The sequence below is a fragment of the Streptomyces sp. CNQ329 genome (genome assembly GCF_000482585.1).
On sequence record NZ_AXVU01000011.1, the window covers coordinates 53962 to 72043 of the forward strand.

An 18082-nucleotide genomic window follows, 5' to 3' on the forward strand; every position below is an offset into this window, starting at 1 on the left:
GGGGGCATTTCTTGCTGTTCCGCGACTCCGCCGCCGCGGTCGGCGCCGAGTGTCTGTCGGGCTCGCTCTTCTTCCGCATGACGGAGCAGTTCGTGCACGTGCACGGTCACAAACCGCGCTCGTCCGAGGTCCGCTCGTGGGAGCGGAGCATCCCGTTGCTCGCGAGCGCACTCAACGACGCAGGGCTCGGTCAGGTGGAGATGATCCTGGAGTACGGGCTGCCGCTGAACAGCAAACGCGCGGACGCCGTGCTCGCCGGCGTGCACCCCACGACCGGCCTGCCGTCGTACGTCGTCGTGGAACTGAAGCAGTGGAGCAGCGCCGAGCCGGATGACGACGATCCGTCGCTGTGCCGCGTGGACGCCTACACCAGGGCGGTGTTGAACCCGGTCGACCAGGTACGCGGCTACTGCGAGTACCTCGTCTCATTCAACGGAGCGCTGGCGGAGCACCCGGACCGGGTCAGCGGCGCCGCATATCTCCACAATGCCACCGAACTCAGCGTCAGCGGACTCTTCGAGACCGATCAGGACCAGTACGGCCGGCTCTTCATCGGTGCACGGCGAGGGGAGTTCGTCGACTATCTGAGGACAAGGCTGGGAACCGGGTCCGGCGCTTCGGCCGCCGACGAACTGATCAACGGCAAGGTCGGCCCGTCCAGGCGGCTGATGGCGGTGGCCGCGGAAGAGGTCCGCGAGCGCGAGAAGTTCGTCCTGCTGGACGAGCAACGGATCGCCTACCGCCAAGTCCTCAATGCCGTCCGCCGCGCGAAGAGGTCGGACCACAAGGAGGTCGTGGTCGTCACCGGAGGGCCCGGCACCGGTAAGAGCGTCATCGCCCTGTCTCTCCTGGGAGAGCTGTACCGCCAGGGCGCCACGGCCCTGCACGCGACCGGATCGCAGTCATTCACGAAGACGATGAGGAAGGTCGCGGGCGCCCAGAAGCGCGCGGTCCAGGACCTGTTCAAGTACTTCAACAGCTTCATGACGGCCGAGCGCAACGGCCTCGACGTTCTGATCTGCGACGAGGCTCACCGTATCCGGGAGACCTCGGCGAACCGGTACACCCCGGCGTCGGGCCGCACCGGCAAAGCCCAGATCGATGAGCTGATCGACGCGGCCCGGGTCCCCGTCTTCCTCCTGGACGAGCACCAGGTCGTACGCCCCGGCGAGCTGGGCACGGTGTCGGACATCAAGTCGGCCGCGGCGAAGAAGGGCCTGCACTGCGAGGTGGTGCCGTTGGACGGGCAGTTCCGGTGCGGGGGAAGCGATGCGTACCTTCGGTGGGTGGTGGGGCTGCTGGGCCTCGAGCCCGGTGGTCCGGTGATCTGGGAGCCGGACGGCAAGATGCAGTTACTGGTCGCGGACACCCCACAGGAGATGGAAGCGTTTCTCGCCGAGCGCCGCTCACATCAGTACAGCGCGCGCATGTCGGCGGGCTATTGCTGGAAGTGGACGAAGAAGGTGCCACCCGGGCAGCCACTCCCCCCGGACGTGGTCATCGGAGAGTGGCGACGGCCCTGGAACGTCTTCGGCGACCGAGCCGTCGGAGGCGCGCCGCCGTCCGCCCTCTGGGCGACCGACCCGGCGGGTTTCGGGCAAGTGGGCTGTGTGTACACGGCCCAGGGCTTCGAGTACGACTGGAGCGGCGTCATCATCGGCCCGGACCTGGTCTGGCGCGGTGATCGCTGGGTGGTCGACCGTTCGGCGTCCAAAGACCCGGTCTTTAAGAAGTCCACGCCTGACGCGGATGTGGACCGGCTCGTCCGCAACACGTACAAGGTGCTGCTGACGCGGGGAATGATCGGCACGGTGGTGTATGCGACGGATGCCGAAACACGGGCGAAGCTGCGTGAGCTGACGGGTTCGGCGACCGGAGTTCCTGCCGCCGTGTAAGGGCATTGCGCTTCGATGCGGTCGGGGTAGCGGTGCCGAGGGCGGCGAGCGTGACGGCGCCGCCCTCGGAGGCGAAGCCGGGGCCGCCGCCGCCCCGGCGCGGCGACGTCTAGCTCGTGAGCAGGCGCTCGCTCAGTTCCCAGAGCCGGCGTGCCGAGAAGGGGTCGATGGCGTGGGGCGCGACCGTGGCCAGGGGGTGCTTCTCGGTGGGGAAGTCGATGGGCGTCTCGTCGTCGTCCAGGGGTGAGATGTCGTTGTCCTTGAGGTAGACACCGCCGATGTCGGCGAGCGCCGGGCTGGTCGCCGCGAACACGCTGGTGCTGGCGCCCTGTTGCGGGGTCTTCTTCTCGTGCTCGGGGTCGATGACGGGGCGGCCGGACTCGTCGATCAGTCCCATGGCGCGCAGTGCGTCGTCGCCCGGCCAGGGCGCCGGCTCCTCGCCCTCGGCGTGCCAGGGCCCCAGGTCCGTACCGATGACGATGCCCGGGTGCACGGCGTAGCCGCGGATTCCCTCCGCGGCCCAGCGGCGGTCCAGTTCGACGGCGAAGAGCACGTTGGCGGTCTTGGACTGGGCGTATCCCTGCAGCCCGAGGTCGTCGTAGCCGGCGAGGAAGTGGGGGTCGTCCCAGCGGATGCCGGAGGCGCGGTGGGCGCCGGACGTCAGGTTGACGACCCGGGCGCCGCGGGCGGCGCGCAGTGCGGGCGACAGGCGCAGGGTCAGCTGGAAGTGGCCCAGGTGGTTGGTCGCGAACTGCGACTCGTAGCCGCGTGCGTCCCGGACCAGGGGACCGCCCATGAGGCCGGCGTTGTTGATCAGGACGTGGAGCGGGCGGCCGGAGTCGAGGTACCGGGCGGCGAAGGCGTCGATCGACACGGGGTCGAGGAGGTCCAGCCGGCCGGTTTCCACGCGCTCGATGCCGGCGAGCTTCGCCGCGGCGCGGTCGGGGTTGCGGGACGCGACCGTGACGGAGGCGCCGGCCTTGCTGAGTGCGCGGGTGGTCTCCAGGCCGAGGCCGACGTGGCCGCCGGTGACGACGACGTTCGTGCCCGAGAGGTCGATGCCCGCCAGTACCTCGTCGGCGGTCGACGCGGCCGTGAAGCCGGAGGTGAGGGGGTGCTGCCTGTGCATCGTGTGCTGGGTCATGACCTCCACTGTGTCCTCGGTCCCCCGGACGATGAATACTTGTCGATCCGCATTACCTGCGCGAGAGTACGGGAATGACTGCCGACCACCTGTCCGACGTCTTCGACCTCGTCGAGGTCCGCGGCGTGGTGTCGGGCGGTTTCGCCGTACGCGGGCCGTGGGTGTCCCGCGCGGCCGTCGAAGGGCTGAAGTTCACCGCGATGGTCAGTGGCCGGGCCCGGCTGACCACCGACGGCGTCCCGGGCCCGGTCGGGCTTGAGCCGGGCGACGTCGCCGTCCTGAACAACCGGTCGTGGTTACGGATGGAGGGCGGAAGCGGCGACGGACCGCCCCAGGAGATCCTGCCCGAGGCGGACTTCGCCTCCGCCCGTCTGATCGGCGCCGACCGCGGTACCGACTTCGTCGTCGGCGGCCACGTCGAGCTCAACCCGGCCGGCCGGGCACTGCTGCACCAGGCGCTCCCGCCGCTGGCACACGTCCGCGGCTCCGACTCCGCCGCGACCAACCTGCGCGGCAGTCTCCACCGGCTCTTCGACGAGGTGCGAAGGGACCGCGTGGGGTCCGCCTTCGCCATCCGCCAGCACGGCCAGCTTCTCCTTCTTGAGGTACTGCGCGCCTACATCGACCAGGCCGAGCTTCCCCCGGGATGGCTGCGGTTGCTGACCGACGAGAGGCTGCGGCCGGCGCTCGAACTCGTCCACACCGATCCCGGGAGGCCCTGGGGCCTGCGGGAGCTGGCGCACGCGGCGGCGATGTCGCGGACGACGTTCGCCGAGCGTTTCCGCACCGTGGCGGGCGTACCGCCGCTGACCTATCTCCACCGCCGGCGGATGCTGCTGGCGCAGCGGGCCCTTCGCGACGGTGACGTACCCGTCGCCGCGCTGGCGGCCGAGCTGGGATACGCCTCGGCGAGCGCGTTCAGCACCGCGTTCAAACGGGAAGTGGGGGAATCACCGCTGCGCTACCGCTACCGGGTGCGCAGGGAAAGGTCCGCTCGCGGACGTGTCGCCGCCGTCCCGAACTGACCGGCCGCGCCGGGGCCAACCGGCCGCCGGACCTGCGGAGACGGCAGGCGGGGCGGGCGTGTCAGTGAGCTGCCGTATCCTTCCGGCCACCGCACATCGACCGGGAGGAACAAGAGAATTGAGTCACCTGTCCGCATTCCCGCTGCCCTTTTATTCCTCCCGTTCCCAGCCGTTCGCGACACCGCGGACACTGCGGGAACTCCAGATGATGCGGTGCAGCGCCCATATCCGCGCGAAGCCGCAGTGGTTCGAGAAGATGAACGACGCCGGCATCGTCGCCACATGGACGCGGGAGGCGGTTTCCCAGGGCCTTACCGAGGCGCAGGTTCGTTACGTGATCGCGGAGCTCGCACATTACGCCGCGTTGCGGAACGAGAGTAACGGCGTGGAGGTTTCCGCCGTCGACGGGGTGTGGCAGTCGGACGCCCTGATCGATGACGAGCTCAGGTCCCGGTTGCGGGAGGCGGTCCGGGTGCTGGAAGAGGTACCCGAAGAGGAAAAGGACTGGCATCCCGGCTCCGACGGCCAGGTGCTGGATCTCGTGCACCCCTCACTGTTCTGCCTTGTGCGCGAGGCGAGCGGCGCGCCGGAGCGGGCCTGGCAGAACCCGGCGGACCGCTGGTCGCGGTACGAGTTCTCGGAGAAGTTCCAGTGGCTGCCCACGAACGTCGATGTCAGCGACGACGGCGAGGCCGTCTTCCGCTCGTACGTGAACAACGTCCACCCCGAGGACCATCGCGAACTGGCCGCCGTTCTGCCGGAGCTGTTCGCGCGCCTGCGCCCGCTGCTGGAGAACGTGCTCACCGATCTACGCCATCCGCGACCGCTGCGGATCGAGGCCGATCCCTTCGGGTGGTATGACTCCGAGCCGGAGTACCCGGATGAATCGGATCACGGCGACAAGGCGGCCTACGAAGAAGCCGTCCGCGCCTGGGAGGAGGCCCAGGACGACTGGTGGCAGAACCGCAGCCCGGTCATCCCGGACGCCCCGGACTTCACCCCGCCCGGGATACCCGACGAGTCCGAGCGCGTCGACCTGCGCGGGCGCCGGCTCCAGGTCATCGTCAAGCTCGCCACCATTCATCTCACCCCGGAAAAGCCCGAGTACGCCGGCGGCTCCTGGCACGTCGAGGGGATGCTGAACGAGCGGATCGTCTCCACCGGCATCTACTACTGGGACAGCGAGAACATCACCGAGAGCACCCTGGGTTTCCGGGCGGCACTCGACTACCCCAGATACGAGCAGAACGACGACAACGGTCTGCGCGAGGTCTACGGTCTGGAGGACGAGGACGCGCTGAACCAGGAGCTGGGCTCCGCCTCCACCCCGGCGGGCCGCTGCCTGGCCTTCCCGAACATCCTGCAGCACCGCGTCGGCGCATTCCGCCTCGCCGACCCCACGCGCCCGGGACACCGCAAGATACTCGTGTTCTTCCTGGTCGACCCGTCGAGGAAGATCGTCTCGGCGTCCGAGGTGCCGCCGCAGCAGCCGTGGGCCGAGACCTCGACCATGACGCTGGAGCAGGCCAGGGGCTACCGCGACCAGCTCATGCAGGAACGCAAGTTCTTCGTCGACGAGCACAACGAGCAGCTCTACGAGCGGGAGTTCTCCCTCTGCGAGCACTGAAGAGCCGGCCACCGGCGGAGCGGAGGCGCCGTCGAGCCGACGACGATTGCTCCGCCGGGACCGGAACCGTTCGGCGCGTGTCCGCGTGATCCCTGTGTGTTGCCGGCGAGGTGAGGGGACCGAATGAGGGCTCGGACGATGGTGAGCGTGGCGGTATCGGCCTGTGTGGCGGTGGTGGCGTGCGCGTGCGGTTCAAACAGCTCCGAGGAGGACTCGGACGCGAAGCAGTCCAAGCCGTCCGCGTCCGCGCCGGCCGAAGAGCCTTCGGCCGAGCCGTCCGCGTCCCCGTCCGCGTCCGCCGGCACCGAGACGCCGTCGGCCTCACCCGCCGGCGACCAGCCCGCGCCCAGGACGAAGGAGCGCGCGATAGAGCGGTACGAGCTGTTCCTCCACGCCGTGGGCGGTGAGGACGTCGACACGATCTGCGAGGTGGCCGGGCCTGCGGCCAAGCAGGCCGAGGACGAGGGGTTCGGCCCGTGCGAGTCGACGTTCGTCGCCGTGTTCCAGATGATCCCGCCGGAGAAGAAGGAGGCCCTGAAAACCGCGACCGTCGACCCGCAGGGCGTCGACGTGCTCGCTCCCGACAAGGTCGAGATTCCGGCCGCAGCGGTCAGGGCCTCCGTCACCTTCACCGAAAGTGAGATCGGCAGCAGCACCATGGAGTACCTCGAGGACGACTGGTTCGTCACCGACTGACCCGGCGCCTCGTACGCGGCTCCGCCCGCCGGACGGCTCACGCCGGGCGGAGCCGGTGACCAGGAGATGTCCGCCGCCCTGCCGGCCGTGACCGCCGGCGGTGCCCCCGCGTCATCACGCCGCCGCCCGCCGTAGCCGCTCCGGGCGGCGCGTCGCGGGCGGCGTCCGGACCGCCGCTCCCGCCGCGGCCCTCACCCACGCCCTCCTCGGCACTCTGCGTGACACTGACGCCGCTCTGGGCGAACCCCGCGCCGGCCCGGCGCCGTGATCGGCCCGGCGCCCCCACCGGCCCGGAGCCGGTGAAGGTGCCGGACCCGGCGGGTGCGGGACAATGGAAGTGCCATGGTCGGGGTTGTGCCCCTACGCGGCAGGCGCCACCGCGCGCGTACGCGCAGCCGCCCGGCCGGTCTCTCGCATACCAGCCACAGTCGAGAGGCGAGAGGAAGGCGGTCGTCATGACCAGCATCACTCACCGTATCGGCGCCCTGTTCCGGATCAAGGCCGGCAAGGCCCTCGACCGCGCCGAGGACCCGCGCGACGTCCTGGACTACTCCTACGAGCGGCAACGGGAACTGCTGCAGAAGGTCCGGCGCGGCCTGACCGACGTCGCGACCAGCCGCAAGCGCGTCGGGCTGCAGGAGGACCAGTTGCGGCAGTCCACGGGCAAGCTGGAGGACCAGGCGCAGCAGGCACTCGCGGTCGGCCGGGAGGATCTGGCCCGCGAGGCCCTCACCCGCCGGACCACCGCGGCGTCGAAGATCATCGAGCTTCAGGAGCAGCAGACGTCGCTGCAGGCGCAGGAGGAGAAGCTGGGCGTGGCGGCGCAGCGCCTTCAGGCGCAGGTCGACTCCTTCCGTACCCGCAAGGAAACTCTCAAGGCGAGCTACACGTCGGCCGAGGCCCGGACCCGGATCAGCGAGGCCGTGAGCGGCGTCGGCGAGGACATGGGCGAGGTCGGGCTTGCCGTCCAGCGGGCCGAGGACAAGACCGAGCAGATGCAGGCGCGGGCCGGTGCGCTGGACGAGCTGATCGATTCCGGGGCGCTGGAGGACGCCACGCTGCCCGCCGGCCGGGACGCCATCCAGGACGAGCTTGCGCACATGAGCGCGGACCAGGACGTGGAGATCGAGCTGGCCCGGATGAAAGCGCAGTTGCCCGCCGCTCCCGGCCCGCCGGAGAGGGGAGGTCCCGGCGCCACGAAGAGCGGCCCCGAGGAGGAGGAACCGTCATGATCACACGGATTCCCGGCGCCGGCACGCCGCCGCGGGATGAAGAGACCGTCCCCACGCAGGCGGGCCGCTGCTCTCCGACGAAGGCCCGTACCCGGGGTGAGGACTGATGCGCAGCCGCTTTGCACCCGATCGGCAGTTGACCACGCGCATGGTGGTCACGATGTTCCTGCTCGGGCTGGTGTACGTGGCCTTCGTCGCCGCGCTGATCGTCCTGCTCAAGTCCGTCGTGCTGGTGATCGTCATCGCCGGCGGCCTGCTGGTCGCGCAGTACTGGTACTCGGACCGGATCGCCCTGTACGCGATGCACGGCAGACTCGTCACGGCCGAAGAGGAGCCACAGCTGCACGGCATCGTGGACCGGCTGTGCGCGACCGCGGACATGCCCAAACCGCGGGTGGCCGTCTCCCGGATGGACCTGCCGAACGCGTTCGCCACGGGCCGCAACGCCGACCACGCCGTCGTCTGTGTCACCACCGGGCTGCAGCGCCGCCTGACGACCGAGGAACTCGAAGGCGTCCTCGCCCACGAGCTCTCCCATATCGCGCACCGCGACGTGGCGGTGATCACCGTCGCCTCGTTCCTCGGCGTGATCGCGGGACTCGTGGTGCGCTTCGCCTTCTACTCCCAGTTGTTCGGCGGACGCCAGCGCGACCAGAACACCGTCCTCATCCTCGCCGCGGTCATGGCGGTCTCCGCGCTCGTCTACGCGCTCAGTTTCCTGCTCATCCGCGCGCTCTCGCGCTACCGCGAGCTGGCCGCCGACCGCGCCGGAGCCATGCTGACCGCGAAGCCCTCCGCGCTGGCCTCGGCCCTCACCAAGATCAGCGGGGACATCGCCCGTATCCCCACCCAGGATCTGCGCACCTCCCAGGCGTTCAACGCCTTCTTCTTCACCCCCGCCCTCGGCCCCGGGACCGTGGTGGCCAACCTGTTCTCCACCCACCCCAGCCTGGAGCGCCGCCTGGAGGCCCTCGCCGAGATCTCCGCCGACCTGGGCGAACCGGGCGGCGGGGCACCGTGAGAGGGAGCTGAGACCGCGTGGGCTTCCTGGATTCCCTGTTCGGCCGGTCCAAGCCGGTCAAGCCCGACCTCGACCAGCTCTTCGGACTCCCCTCCGCGGCGGTCACCCTCCAGGCGGCCATCGGCTTCACCCCGACCGGTTCGGGTTCGGTCTGCTTCGCCTCCATCGAGGGCGGCGCCTTCGCGCAGGTGCAGCAGGAGGTACGGGCCCTGCTGGACGCCGATTCCGAACGGGCGGGGGTGCCGGTGGAGTTCAGCCGCGACGACTACGGGTACTCATGGCTGCTCTCCCGCCGCGACCCCGGCGACCTGCCCGCGCTGGTGGGCGACCTGCACGCGGTGAACACGGCGCTGCAGGACAGCGGCTTCGGTCCGCAGCTCCTCTGCTCGCTGGTCTCCTTCCGGGACACCGAGCGGCGCTCCATGGCGTTGGTCTACCTCTACAAGCGCGGCACCTTCTACCCCTTCGCGCCGTTGTCCGGTCAGAAACGCGACAACCCGCTGGAACTGCAGGTCCAGGCGGTGCTCAAGGACGACCTGCGCATCGAGCAGGACCTGAGCCGCTGGTTCCCCCTGTGGGGCGCCCCCGGCCTGTGAAGAGGATCAAGAAAAAGTGCACCGCTCCCGCTCCTGTCCGATTCCTCGCGCAATCCTGCGATGGTCACGGGCGTCCGTATCGGTCCTCGCGTGCTCCGGCGCCCCTGCCTGACCGTCGTCGCGTGAGTTTTCCCCCGGGTGGCGTGCGTCTGTCCGCGGGATCCCCGAGCTCCTCCACGCCGACGCGATGACGCAGATGCGGGCGCCCGTGCCGGCCGCGGGTCGAGGGGCGGGGGTCCCGGTGCGGGCGAAACGGGATACTGCGGCGCTCAAGTCGCAGCGTTGCGAGGGCTGTTGACGCTTCCGCGATCCCTCGTCATCATACGTAACAGCGTTCAACAGGCCGACCAATGGTCGAGATATCGAACATCCTCGCCCTCATCGCCCCGGGGCCGAGGCTGATCCGAGAGCCTTCCCGGCCGGCCGGACATGCGAGACAGACCCCCCACGAGAGGTCACTGCCATGTCCTCGTTGCCCTTGTCCCGGGAAGCAGCGGTCACTGCTGCGAGCCCGGCGGCGCCGACCTCGGCGTGTGCACCGTTCCGGAAGAGCCGTGGTCTCCGGCTGCCCGTCGGACGCGACCGCCGCATGCGTAAGACACCGTCCGTTCTCCGGCCGGCAGTGCCGGAGCCGCCTCCCATCCGAGAGGAACCCCCCACATGAAGGAACGACACCGCAGACGGCGTCGCGCCCTCGTGGCGCTCACCGTGGCGCCGCTGCTCGCGACCGGCACCCTGACGGCGACCGCGTCCGACGCCCAGGCCGCCGAGTCCCGGGTCCTGCTCTTCACCAGAGCCGTCGGCTACGTCCACGACTCCATACCGGCCGGCATCCAGATGTTCCGGGAGGAGGCGGCCGAGCAGGACATCGAGCTGGTCCAGACCGACGACCCGGCCGTCTTCGACGACGCGGAGCTCTCCGGCTTCGACGCCGTCGTCATGCTCCAGAACTCCGGCATGGTCTGGAACACCGACGAACAGCGCCAGGCCATGCAGAACTACGTCACCGGCGGCGGAGGCGTGGTGGCCGTCCACAACAGCCTCGACGCGGGCATCGAGGGCGAGTTCCCCTGGTGGGACGAGGTCGTCAACGGCGGCGCCCACATGCCCGGCCACGCCGCCGGCATCCAGAACGGCACCGTCCGCATCGAGGACCCGGACCACCCCTCGACCCAGGGTCTCCCCGCGACCTGGACGCGGCCCGAGGAGTGGTACAACTTCGACCCCAACCCGCGGCCGAACGTCCACGTCCTCGCCACCGTCGACGAATCGACCTACGACCCCGGCCAGTTCGCGATGGGCGACGACCACCCCATCTCGTGGTGCAGCCTCGAATCCGGCGGCAGGGTCTGGGCGACCGCCATGGGCCACGACTCCGCCTCCTACGCGGAGGAGGAGTTCCGCAGCCACGTGATGGGCGGCGTGCAGTGGGCGTCGGGCAACGTGCCGGGAGAGTGCGGCCAGGACTCTCCCGACCAGGACACCTTCGAGAAGGTGACGCTCGACGACGGCACCGCCGATCCCATGGAGCTGGACGTCGCACCGGACGGCCGCGTGATCTACATCCAGCGCGGCGGCGCGGTGCGCGTCTTCGACCCGGACACGCAGTCCACCACGACCGCCGGGACCCTCGACGTCTACACCGGCGGCGAGGACGGGCTCATCGGGCTGGCCCTCGACCCGGACTTCGCCGCCAACGGCAGGATCTACCTCAACTACTCCCCCGCCGGCAGCGCGGAGGACGTCAACAGAGTGTCGGCCTTCACCCTTGACGGAAACAGGCTGGATCCGTCGAGCGAGCAGCGGGTGATCGACATCCCCGCCTACCGGGACCGGACGTTCCCGGAGCCCGGTCACACCGGCGGCGGCCTCGAGTTCGGCCCGGACGGCAGCCTGTACATCGGCACGGGCGACGACACGGCACCCAATCTCGAATCGGCCTGGCAGGGCTACGCCCCACTGGACTGGCGCGAGGGCCACGAGATGCAGGACTCGGCGCGCACCGCGGGCAACACCAACGACCTGCGCGGCAAAATCCTGCGCGTCCGGCCCGGCGACGGCGGCGGGTACAGCATCCCCGACGGCAATCTCTTCCCCGAGGGCACGGCGGACACCCGCCCCGAGATCTACGCCATGGGCTTCCGCAACCCCTTCCGCTTTTCCGTGGACCCCGCCACCGGCGACGTGCACATGGCCGACTACGGACCCGACCGCCGCGGGACGACGGACAACCGCGGCCCGGCGGGCCTGGGCGAGTACAACGTCATCACCGAGCCGGGCAACTACGGCTGGCCCTTCTGCCACGGCGACAACCAGCCCTACGCCCCCTACAACCCCGACACGGGCCAGGTCGGGGCGAAGTTCGACTGCGACCGTCCCGTCAACGAGTCCCCCAACAACACCGGGCTGACCGAGCTGCCTCCGGTGCAGATGCCCGAGATGTGGTACGGCTACGACACCTCATCGCAGTTCCCCGAGCTCGGAGCGGGCGGTATCGCCCCGATGGCCGGACCGGTCTACCGCTACGACGACGGAAACCCCTCTCCCACCAAGTTCCCGCAGTCGTTCGACGGCTCGGCGTTCTTCTACGAGTGGGACCGCGGCTTCATCAAGGAACTCCGCTTCGACGGGAGCGGTGACCTCGGAGCGGTCAACGACTTCCTGTCCGGCACCAGGTTCATCAGGCCGATGGACATGACCTTCGGTCCGGACGGCTCGTTGTATCTCCTGGAGTGGGGCAGTTCCTTCGGGGGCGGCAACGGCGACTCCGGCCTCTACCGCATCGATCGCGTGGGCGCCGCAGGCACTCCCTGAGTCATCCCTCGGCGAGGGCGGCGAGGCCGGACGGCCGAGCCGCCCGGCCGGGGACGGGACCCCGGTGGCCGGAAAGCCGGGGGCGCCGGTGAGGTACCGGCACCCCCGGCCCGCGGAGTTACTGTGCCGCCGGCTCGTAGGGGCACTTGTGCTGGTACCGGGCGACGCCGCTGGTGTCCGCCATCTGCGGGCAGAAGAACTGGGTGTAGCGGGTGTCGTTGTCGATGAAGGTCTTCAGCCACGGGATCGTCAGGCGGGTGACGTTCGAGTTACCCCAGACGGGGAATCCGTGGCCGCCGCTGCTGAGCTGGACGTAGGCACCGGGGGTGTCGGACGGCAGGGTGGCGTAGAGCCCGTCGAGGGCACCCGGCGTGATGACGGTGTCATCCAGCGCGCCCATGATCATCGTCGGGACCCGGAGGTTGGACATGTTCTGCGAGAACGAGGCGGGCGCGAACGGCACCGCGGCCTGGAGGTCCGGCCGCTGCGTGGCCGCGTGGATCGCGCCGCCGCCGCCCATGGAGTGGCCCATCACGCCCAGGCGTTCGGGATCGACGCGGTCCCTGACCGGGCTTTGCTGGGTGAGGTAGTCCAGCGCGGCCAGCAACTGCCGGCCCCGGGCGTCGTCCCAGTCGGTGGGGCTGTTGGTGTCGATGCCGATGACGACGAACCCGAAGGACGCGATCCAGTGCCCCATCCAGGCGCCCTCGGCGTCCCAGCTTGCGGTGTAGCCGGGCACGACCGCGACCGCGCCCCACGTGCCCAGGCTGGTGTCGGTGGGGTAGTAGATCTTCCCGCCGTTGAAGCCGTGGCCGGACTCGACGTTCATCTCCGCGGTGGCGAACGTCCCGCGCTGTGCCCTGACGCTCTCCACGGTGGGGTCCGGGCCGCGCTCGTACGGGTTCTCCTGGGCGGCCGCGGGTTGCATCGCGACCACGGCCATGATCAGGCTGAGGACGGCCGCGAGCGCGGACGCGCCGAGCCTGCTCCACCCGCTTCTCGTACGAGGTCGTGCCCGGCGGCCGGTCGCGGTGCCCGCGGGCGCCGCGATCCGGGTGAGAGTACGTTGCATGCTCGTGTTCCTCCTTGTCGCTGTGGTCGCCGGCCGTCGCACGGCTGGCTGCCGTACGAGGACCGGTCGGCGTCGTTGCCGATAAGGGGCCGGATCACGGGACACCGGGACTTGTGCGGTTCAGGTCAGGCGGATCACGTTCCAGGACATCGGTTCGAGCATGGCCCGCAGGACCCCGTCCGACAGGGCCGTGCCCTCCGCTCCGTGCGGGGTGACGCGGTCGGGGTCGGCCGCGGTGTTGCGGGCGTCGGGGTCGGCGTCGGACAGCACACTGTGCTCGGCGACGCCGGTCACGCCCAGCCCGCGTACGCCGATCTCCACCGGGAGTTCGGCGTGCTGCGCGCGGTTGACCGCGAAGACCGTGACGGCGCCGCTCGCCTCGTCCCGTACCGCCGTGGCGTGCAGCAGCGGGACGTCGCCGTAGCGTGCGGTGTCGTACGCCGGCGAGTCGGCGCGCACGTCGAGGACGGTGCCGCGGCCGTGGCGCGCCGCCTGGGCGAAGGGATGGAACGTGGTCTGCCGCCAGGCCGGGCCGCCCGGCTCCGTCATGATCGGTGCGATGACGTTGACGAGTTGCGCGAGGCAGGCCAGCTTCACCCGGTCCGCGTGCCGCAGCAGCGCGATGAGCAGCGAGCCGACGACGACGGCGTCGGTCACGGTGTAGTTGTCCTCCAGCAGCCGCGGGGCCTCGGCCCAGTCCGGCGACTGCCGGTCGAACTCGGCGTGGAAACGCCGCTGGTACCAGACGTTCCACTCGTCGAAGGAGAGGTTGATCCGCTTCTTCGACTTCAGCCGGGCCCCTACGTGGTCGCAGGTGGCGACGACGTTGTCGATGAAGGACTCCATGTCCACGGCCGAGGCCAGGAAGGAGTCGCGGTCACCGTCCACCTCCTCGTAGTAGGCGTGCAGGGAGATGTAGTCGACGAGGTCGTAGCACTCCGTGAGGACCGTCCTCTCCCACTCGGCGAACGTCGGCATCGACTGGTGCGAGCTGCCGCACGCGACCAGCTCCAGGCCCGGGTCGATCTGCCGCATCGCCCGCGCGGTCTCGGCGGCCAGCCGTCCGTACTCCGCCGCGGTCTTGTGGCCCGTCTGCCACGGCCCGTCCATCTCGTTGCCCAGGCACCACAGCCGGATGCCGTACGGCTCCTTGCTCCCGTGCGCGACACGGAGGTCCGACAACGCGGTGTCCCCCGGGTGGTTGGCGTATTCCTGGAGCTCAAGCGCCTCGGCGACCCCCCGGGTGCCGAGGTTGAGAGCCAGCACCGGTTCGCATCCGGTCTTGTCCAGGAAGTCGGCGTACTCACGGAGCCCGAACTGGTTGCTCTCCGTGCTCCGCCAGGCCAGGTCGAGCCGGCGCGGCCGGTCCTGCCGGGGGCCGACGCCGTCCTCCCACTTGTAGCCCGAGACGAAGTTGCCGCCGGGGTAGCGGACGGCGGTCACCCCCAGCTCGCGGATGAGGTCCAGGACGTCGGTGCGCAGGCCGGCCGGGTCGGCGGCGGGGTGGTCCGGCTCGTAGACGCCCGTGTACACGCACCGGCCGAGGTGCTCGACGAAGGACCCGAACAGCCGCGGGTCGGCCTCGCCCACGGTGAAGGCGGGGTCGAGGGTGAAGCGTGCGGTGGTGCTCATGGGTTCCTCTCTGTTGCGTGCCGGCTGGGTTCGCCGCCGGCCGGTGTCACTTCCCCGCGAGGCCGGTGTGCGCGACGCCGCGGACGATCTGGCGCTGGAAGAGGGCGAAGACCACCAGCAGCGGCAGCCCGGCCATGACCAGGGAGGCCATCACCTGGGAGTAGCGGACGCCGTAGCTGGACTGGATGTTGACGAGGCCCACCGGCAGCGTCATGCCGTTCGGGTCGGTGGTGACCAGGAAGGGCCACAGGAAGTTGTTCCACGTGTGGATGAAGACGAAGATCGAGACCGCGGCGAGGATGGGCCGGGACAGCGGCAGCACGATGGTGAAGAACACCCGCCAGCGCCCGGCGCCGTCGCAGAAGGCCGCCTCCTCCAGCTCGCGCGGCACCCCTTCGAAGAACTTCACCAGGATGAACACCATCGCGGGCACGGCCACCTGCGGCAGGATCACGCCCCAGTAGGTGTCCACCAGGCCGAGCGCGGCCATCTCCGCGAAGAGCGGCGCCATCAGCACCTGCGGCGGCACCATGATCCCGGCGAGCACGAGCGCGTAGAGCACCTTCCGGCCGCGGAACTCGGTGCGCGCGAACCCGTACGCCGCCATGGCGCACAGCAGCACGGTCAGCAGGGTGGTCATGGCCGAGATGTAGAGGGTGTTGAGCATCCACCGGGGGATGTCCCCGGCCGCCCACACCTTGTCGTACGCGTCGAGGGTGATGCTGGAGCCGATCCAGGTGAGCGGGGTCTCGACCTCCTCGCCCATCGGCTTGAGCGAGGTGGCCAGGGCGTAGGCGAGCGGCAGCACCCACACGGCGGCGAGGACGAGTGCGGCCAGCAGCATGGCGACGCGGCCCCGGGTCCAGCGCGGCCGGCCGGTGCCGCGGGCCGGGGCGGGCTCGGTGGAGGAGACCGGGTCCGGGCGGGAGGTGTCGGCCGCTGCGCTCATGAGGTGCTCTCCTGGCGTGTCCGGCGGGCGAGGTGCAGGTGGACGAGGGAGACGATGACGATCAGCGCGAAGAAGATGTACGAGGCGGCGGAGGCGTAGCCGATCCGGTAGCCGGTGAAGCCCTCTTCGAAGACGTACAGCAGAGTGGTCCTCGTGGCGCCGTCCGGCCCACCCTGGGTCATGATGTAGACCTGGTCGAAGATCTTGAGCGAGGCCAGCAACTGGAGGATCACCACCACGCCCGTGGTGCGCCGCAGCATCGGCAGGGTGATGTGCCACAGGCGCTGCCAGGCGCTCGCACCGTCCAGCTCGGCGGCCTCGTAAAGGTGCTGCGGGATGGACTGCAGTGCCGCGAGGTAGAGCAGGAAATTGAAGCCCACGGTCCACCAGATGGTGGTGAGCACGATGGAGAGCATCGCGTACTGCGGGTCGGTGAGCCAGCCGATGCCCGGGTGCAGGCCGAACTCGGCGAGCACCTGGTCGGCGAGGCCGAAGTCGGCGGGATAGATGATCCACAGCCACAGGAGCCCGACCACGCCGGAAGGCAGCAGGTAGGGCGCGAACCAGCTCAGCCGCCACAGCCAGTCCACGAACCGCAGGCCGTGCGCGAGCAGCGCCATCACCAGGCCGAGCAGCACCAGCGGCACCGTCGACAGGAGGGTGAACCACACGGTCTGCCACAGCGCCTCCCACATGTCGGGGTCGGAGAGCGCCTCGGTGTAGTTGTCGAACCCGACGTACTCGCCCCCGCTGCCGGTGATGTTGTCGCTGGTCAGGCTCATCTTGATGCCGAGCACCACGGGCCAGACCAGGAAGAGGGCGTAGACGGCGAGGAACGGGGCGACGAACATCAGCCCGTGCTCCCACCGGCCGTGCCGGATGGCGGTGCCGCCGGGCACGGGTGCGGGTGCGGGCGCACCGGGGGCGGCGGTGGTGTCCGCCTCGGTCCGCGCGGGTGCGGTCATGCCCGATCACCTCCCGGGGCCTGGACGTCGCCGAGCGGACTCGGCGTGTCCAGCAGCTTCTTCAAACCGGACGTCGCCTCGGCAAGGGCGCTCTCGGGCGTACGGGCCCCTGTGAAGACCCCCGAGAAGATGTGCCCCAGCTCCAGCCACATGAGGGAGGCGGAGCCGGCGAACCAGGCGGGCGGGTCGAGGGCGACGTGGTCGATCACGTGCCGGTACTCGGACTGCGGTTCGAGCTTGAGGTAGGCGGGCGTGCTCAGCGTGGGGGTGTACGCGGGTATGTGCCCGCCGCTGGCCCAGTCGGCCGAGTGCCTGAGCATCCAGGCGACGAACCGGTGGGCGGCGCGGTTGGCCTCGCCGCCGCGGTCCTCCTGGTGCGGCAGGACGAAGGAGTGGGAGTCGGCCTGAGCCGCGGGGCGGTCGAAGAGGGTCGGCACCGGGGCCATGGAGAACGGCAGCTCGGTCTCCAGATAGGTGCTGACCTCCCAGTCGCCGTTGAGTGCCAGGCCCGTCTCGCCCGCGTTGAAGATCCCGACGCTGCCCTGGTAGTCGGCGACGCGGACGGCGAGGCCGTCGTGGGTGAGCATGCGCATGAACTCCAGCACGCGCAGCGCCTTGTCCTCGTCGAGGGTGAGGCGGGTGCCCGTGTCGTCCAGCAGGGTGCCGCCGGTCTGCGCGTAGAAGGTGGCGAAGACGCGGGCCGGCCCCGCCGCGTCCGCGCCGGTGGTCTCCATGACCAGCGGCGGCCGGTCGGTGACCCGGCGGATCGCGCGCAGCGCGTCGGTGAACTCCTCGACGCCTTCCAGGGTCTTGATCCGCCCGTCCGGCTGGAGCAGCCCGGCTTCCTTGCAGATCTCGGTCTGGTAGTAGAGCACGAGGGGGTGGGTGTCGAGCGGCACGGCGTACTGCTTGCCGCCGATCGTGCCGCGGTCCCAGATCTCCGCCGGGAAGTCCCGGGGGCGTACGCCGTACTCGGCGAGCAGGTCGAGGTCGAAGGCGTCCAGCAGCTTTCCGGGGCCGAAGCCGGGCAGCCGCGCCAGGTGCAGCACCGCCACCTCGGGGGCCCGGCCCCCGGCGCCGGCCATGCCGAGCTTGGTGTAGTAGGGCGCCCCCCACTCCAGTTGGGCGGCGTCCAGCGCGATGCCGGAGTGCTCGGCCTCGAACGCGTCGAGCATCGCCTGCATGGTGACGCCGTCACCACCGCCGAACAGATGCCAGTAGCGCAGCGGCGTCTTGCCGGAGGCCACGGAGGAGGGCGCGGCGCAGCCCGCGGTGCCGGCCGCGCCCGCGCCGGTGAGCGCGACGAGCCCGGCAAGACCTGCGGCGGAGCCGAGCAGGCGCCGGCGACTCGGCTGGGGGACGGATGGACCAGACGGGTCAGGAGGCTGTGGGGACATGGGACTCCTCACCGGAG

Annotated in this window: 13 protein-coding genes and 1 pseudogene; 8 read left to right on the plus strand and 6 right to left on the minus strand. The window is 70.3% G+C overall.

The features are described from left to right. The first annotated feature begins 11 nt into the window (after positions 1-11). Positions 12-1895, plus strand: a complete 1884-nt coding sequence (locus I003_RS0109970; protein ID WP_027771399.1) for a DUF2075 domain-containing protein — start codon at positions 12-14, stop codon at positions 1893-1895. A 109-nt stretch (positions 1896-2004) separates the two neighbouring features. Here I003_RS0109970 and I003_RS0109975 read toward each other — a convergent pair whose 3' ends face one another. After that, positions 2005-3039, minus strand: a complete 1035-nt coding sequence (locus I003_RS0109975) for an SDR family NAD(P)-dependent oxidoreductase (RefSeq protein WP_027771400.1) — start codon at positions 3037-3039, stop codon at positions 2005-2007. 74 nt (positions 3040-3113) lie between these two features. Here I003_RS0109975 and I003_RS31810 point away from each other — a divergent pair, with 74 nt between their 5' ends. The 7 genes and pseudogenes from I003_RS31810 to I003_RS31815 form a co-directional block, all read left to right on the plus strand. After that, entirely contained in the window at positions 3114-4064 is a 951-nt protein-coding gene (locus I003_RS31810; protein WP_037720507.1) for an AraC family transcriptional regulator, read from the plus strand. Between the two features lie 76 nt (positions 4065-4140). Beyond that, complete coding sequence (locus I003_RS0109985; RefSeq protein ID WP_486584168.1) at positions 4141-5691, plus strand: DUF4246 domain-containing protein; 1551 nt, start codon at positions 4141-4143, stop codon at positions 5689-5691. A 147-nt stretch (positions 5692-5838) separates the two neighbouring features. Next, the gene (locus tag I003_RS35980; RefSeq protein ID WP_158688953.1) at positions 5839-6387 is read left to right on the plus strand and encodes a hypothetical protein; all 549 of its coding nucleotides are present in this window, start codon (positions 5839-5841) and stop codon (positions 6385-6387) included. Positions 6388-6842: 455 nt separating this feature from the next. Further along, entirely contained in the window at positions 6843-7619 is a 777-nt protein-coding gene (locus tag I003_RS0109995; RefSeq protein ID WP_027771403.1) for a PspA/IM30 family protein, read from the plus strand. Between the two features lie 106 nt (positions 7620-7725). Next, complete coding sequence (gene htpX, locus I003_RS0110000) at positions 7726-8640, plus strand: zinc metalloprotease HtpX (protein WP_027771404.1); 915 nt, start codon at positions 7726-7728, stop codon at positions 8638-8640. A 17-nt stretch (positions 8641-8657) separates the two neighbouring features. Continuing rightward, on the plus strand, positions 8658-9236 hold the full coding sequence (pspAB, locus tag I003_RS0110005) for a PspA-associated protein PspAB (protein ID WP_027771405.1): 579 nt from the start codon (positions 8658-8660) through the stop codon (positions 9234-9236). Positions 9237-9896: 660 nt separating this feature from the next. Next, positions 9897-12023 (plus strand): annotated as a pseudogene (locus I003_RS31815) (ThuA domain-containing protein); the annotation flags it as partial. Between the two features lie 145 nt (positions 12024-12168). On the opposite strand, the gene I003_RS31820 reads toward I003_RS31815, so the two are convergent. From I003_RS31820 to I003_RS0110035, 5 genes are all read right to left on the minus strand, one after another. Further along, on the minus strand, positions 12169-13122 hold the full coding sequence (locus I003_RS31820; RefSeq protein ID WP_078563869.1) for a poly(ethylene terephthalate) hydrolase family protein: 954 nt from the start codon (positions 13120-13122) through the stop codon (positions 12169-12171). A 120-nt stretch (positions 13123-13242) separates the two neighbouring features. Then, the gene (gene arfA / locus I003_RS0110020; protein ID WP_027771406.1) at positions 13243-14754 is read right to left on the minus strand and encodes an arabinosylfuranosidase ArfA; all 1512 of its coding nucleotides are present in this window, start codon (positions 14752-14754) and stop codon (positions 13243-13245) included. 46 nt (positions 14755-14800) lie between these two features. Beyond that, positions 14801-15703 carry a carbohydrate ABC transporter permease gene (locus tag I003_RS0110025; protein WP_027771407.1) on the minus strand — a complete coding sequence of 301 codons (903 nt, stop codon included), beginning with the start codon at positions 15701-15703 and terminating at the stop codon, positions 14801-14803. Then, positions 15700-16668, minus strand: a complete 969-nt coding sequence (locus I003_RS0110030) for a carbohydrate ABC transporter permease (RefSeq protein ID WP_027771408.1) — start codon at positions 16666-16668, stop codon at positions 15700-15702. Before I003_RS0110030 ends, I003_RS0110025 begins: the two co-directional genes overlap by 4 nt. Further along, positions 16665-18005, minus strand: coding sequence for an extracellular solute-binding protein (locus I003_RS0110035; protein WP_027771409.1), 1341 nt, complete (start codon positions 18003-18005; stop codon positions 16665-16667). The genes I003_RS0110030 and I003_RS0110035 overlap by 4 nt, the downstream gene beginning before the upstream one ends. Positions 18006-18082: the final 77 nt, after the last annotated feature.

Excerpts from the sequence above, each read along its gene's own strand:
- I003_RS0110025 (WP_027771407.1), bottom strand. The coding sequence starts at position 15,703 with ATGAGCGCAGCGGCCGACACCTCCCGCCCGGACCCGGTCTCCTCCACC.
- arfA (WP_027771406.1), bottom strand. The coding sequence starts at position 14,754 with ATGAGCACCACCGCACGCTTCACCCTCGACCCCGCCTTCACCGTGGGC.
- I003_RS31810 (WP_037720507.1), top strand. The coding sequence starts at position 3,114 with ATGACTGCCGACCACCTGTCCGACGTCTTCGACCTCGTCGAGGTCCGC.
- I003_RS31820 (WP_078563869.1), bottom strand. The coding sequence starts at position 13,122 with ATGCAACGTACTCTCACCCGGATCGCGGCGCCCGCGGGCACCGCGACC.
- I003_RS0109975 (WP_027771400.1), bottom strand. The coding sequence starts at position 3,039 with ATGACCCAGCACACGATGCACAGGCAGCACCCCCTCACCTCCGGCTTC.
- htpX (WP_027771404.1), top strand. The coding sequence starts at position 7,726 with ATGCGCAGCCGCTTTGCACCCGATCGGCAGTTGACCACGCGCATGGTG.
- I003_RS0110030 (WP_027771408.1), bottom strand. The coding sequence starts at position 16,668 with ATGACCGCACCCGCGCGGACCGAGGCGGACACCACCGCCGCCCCCGGT.
- I003_RS0109995 (WP_027771403.1), top strand. The coding sequence starts at position 6,843 with ATGACCAGCATCACTCACCGTATCGGCGCCCTGTTCCGGATCAAGGCC.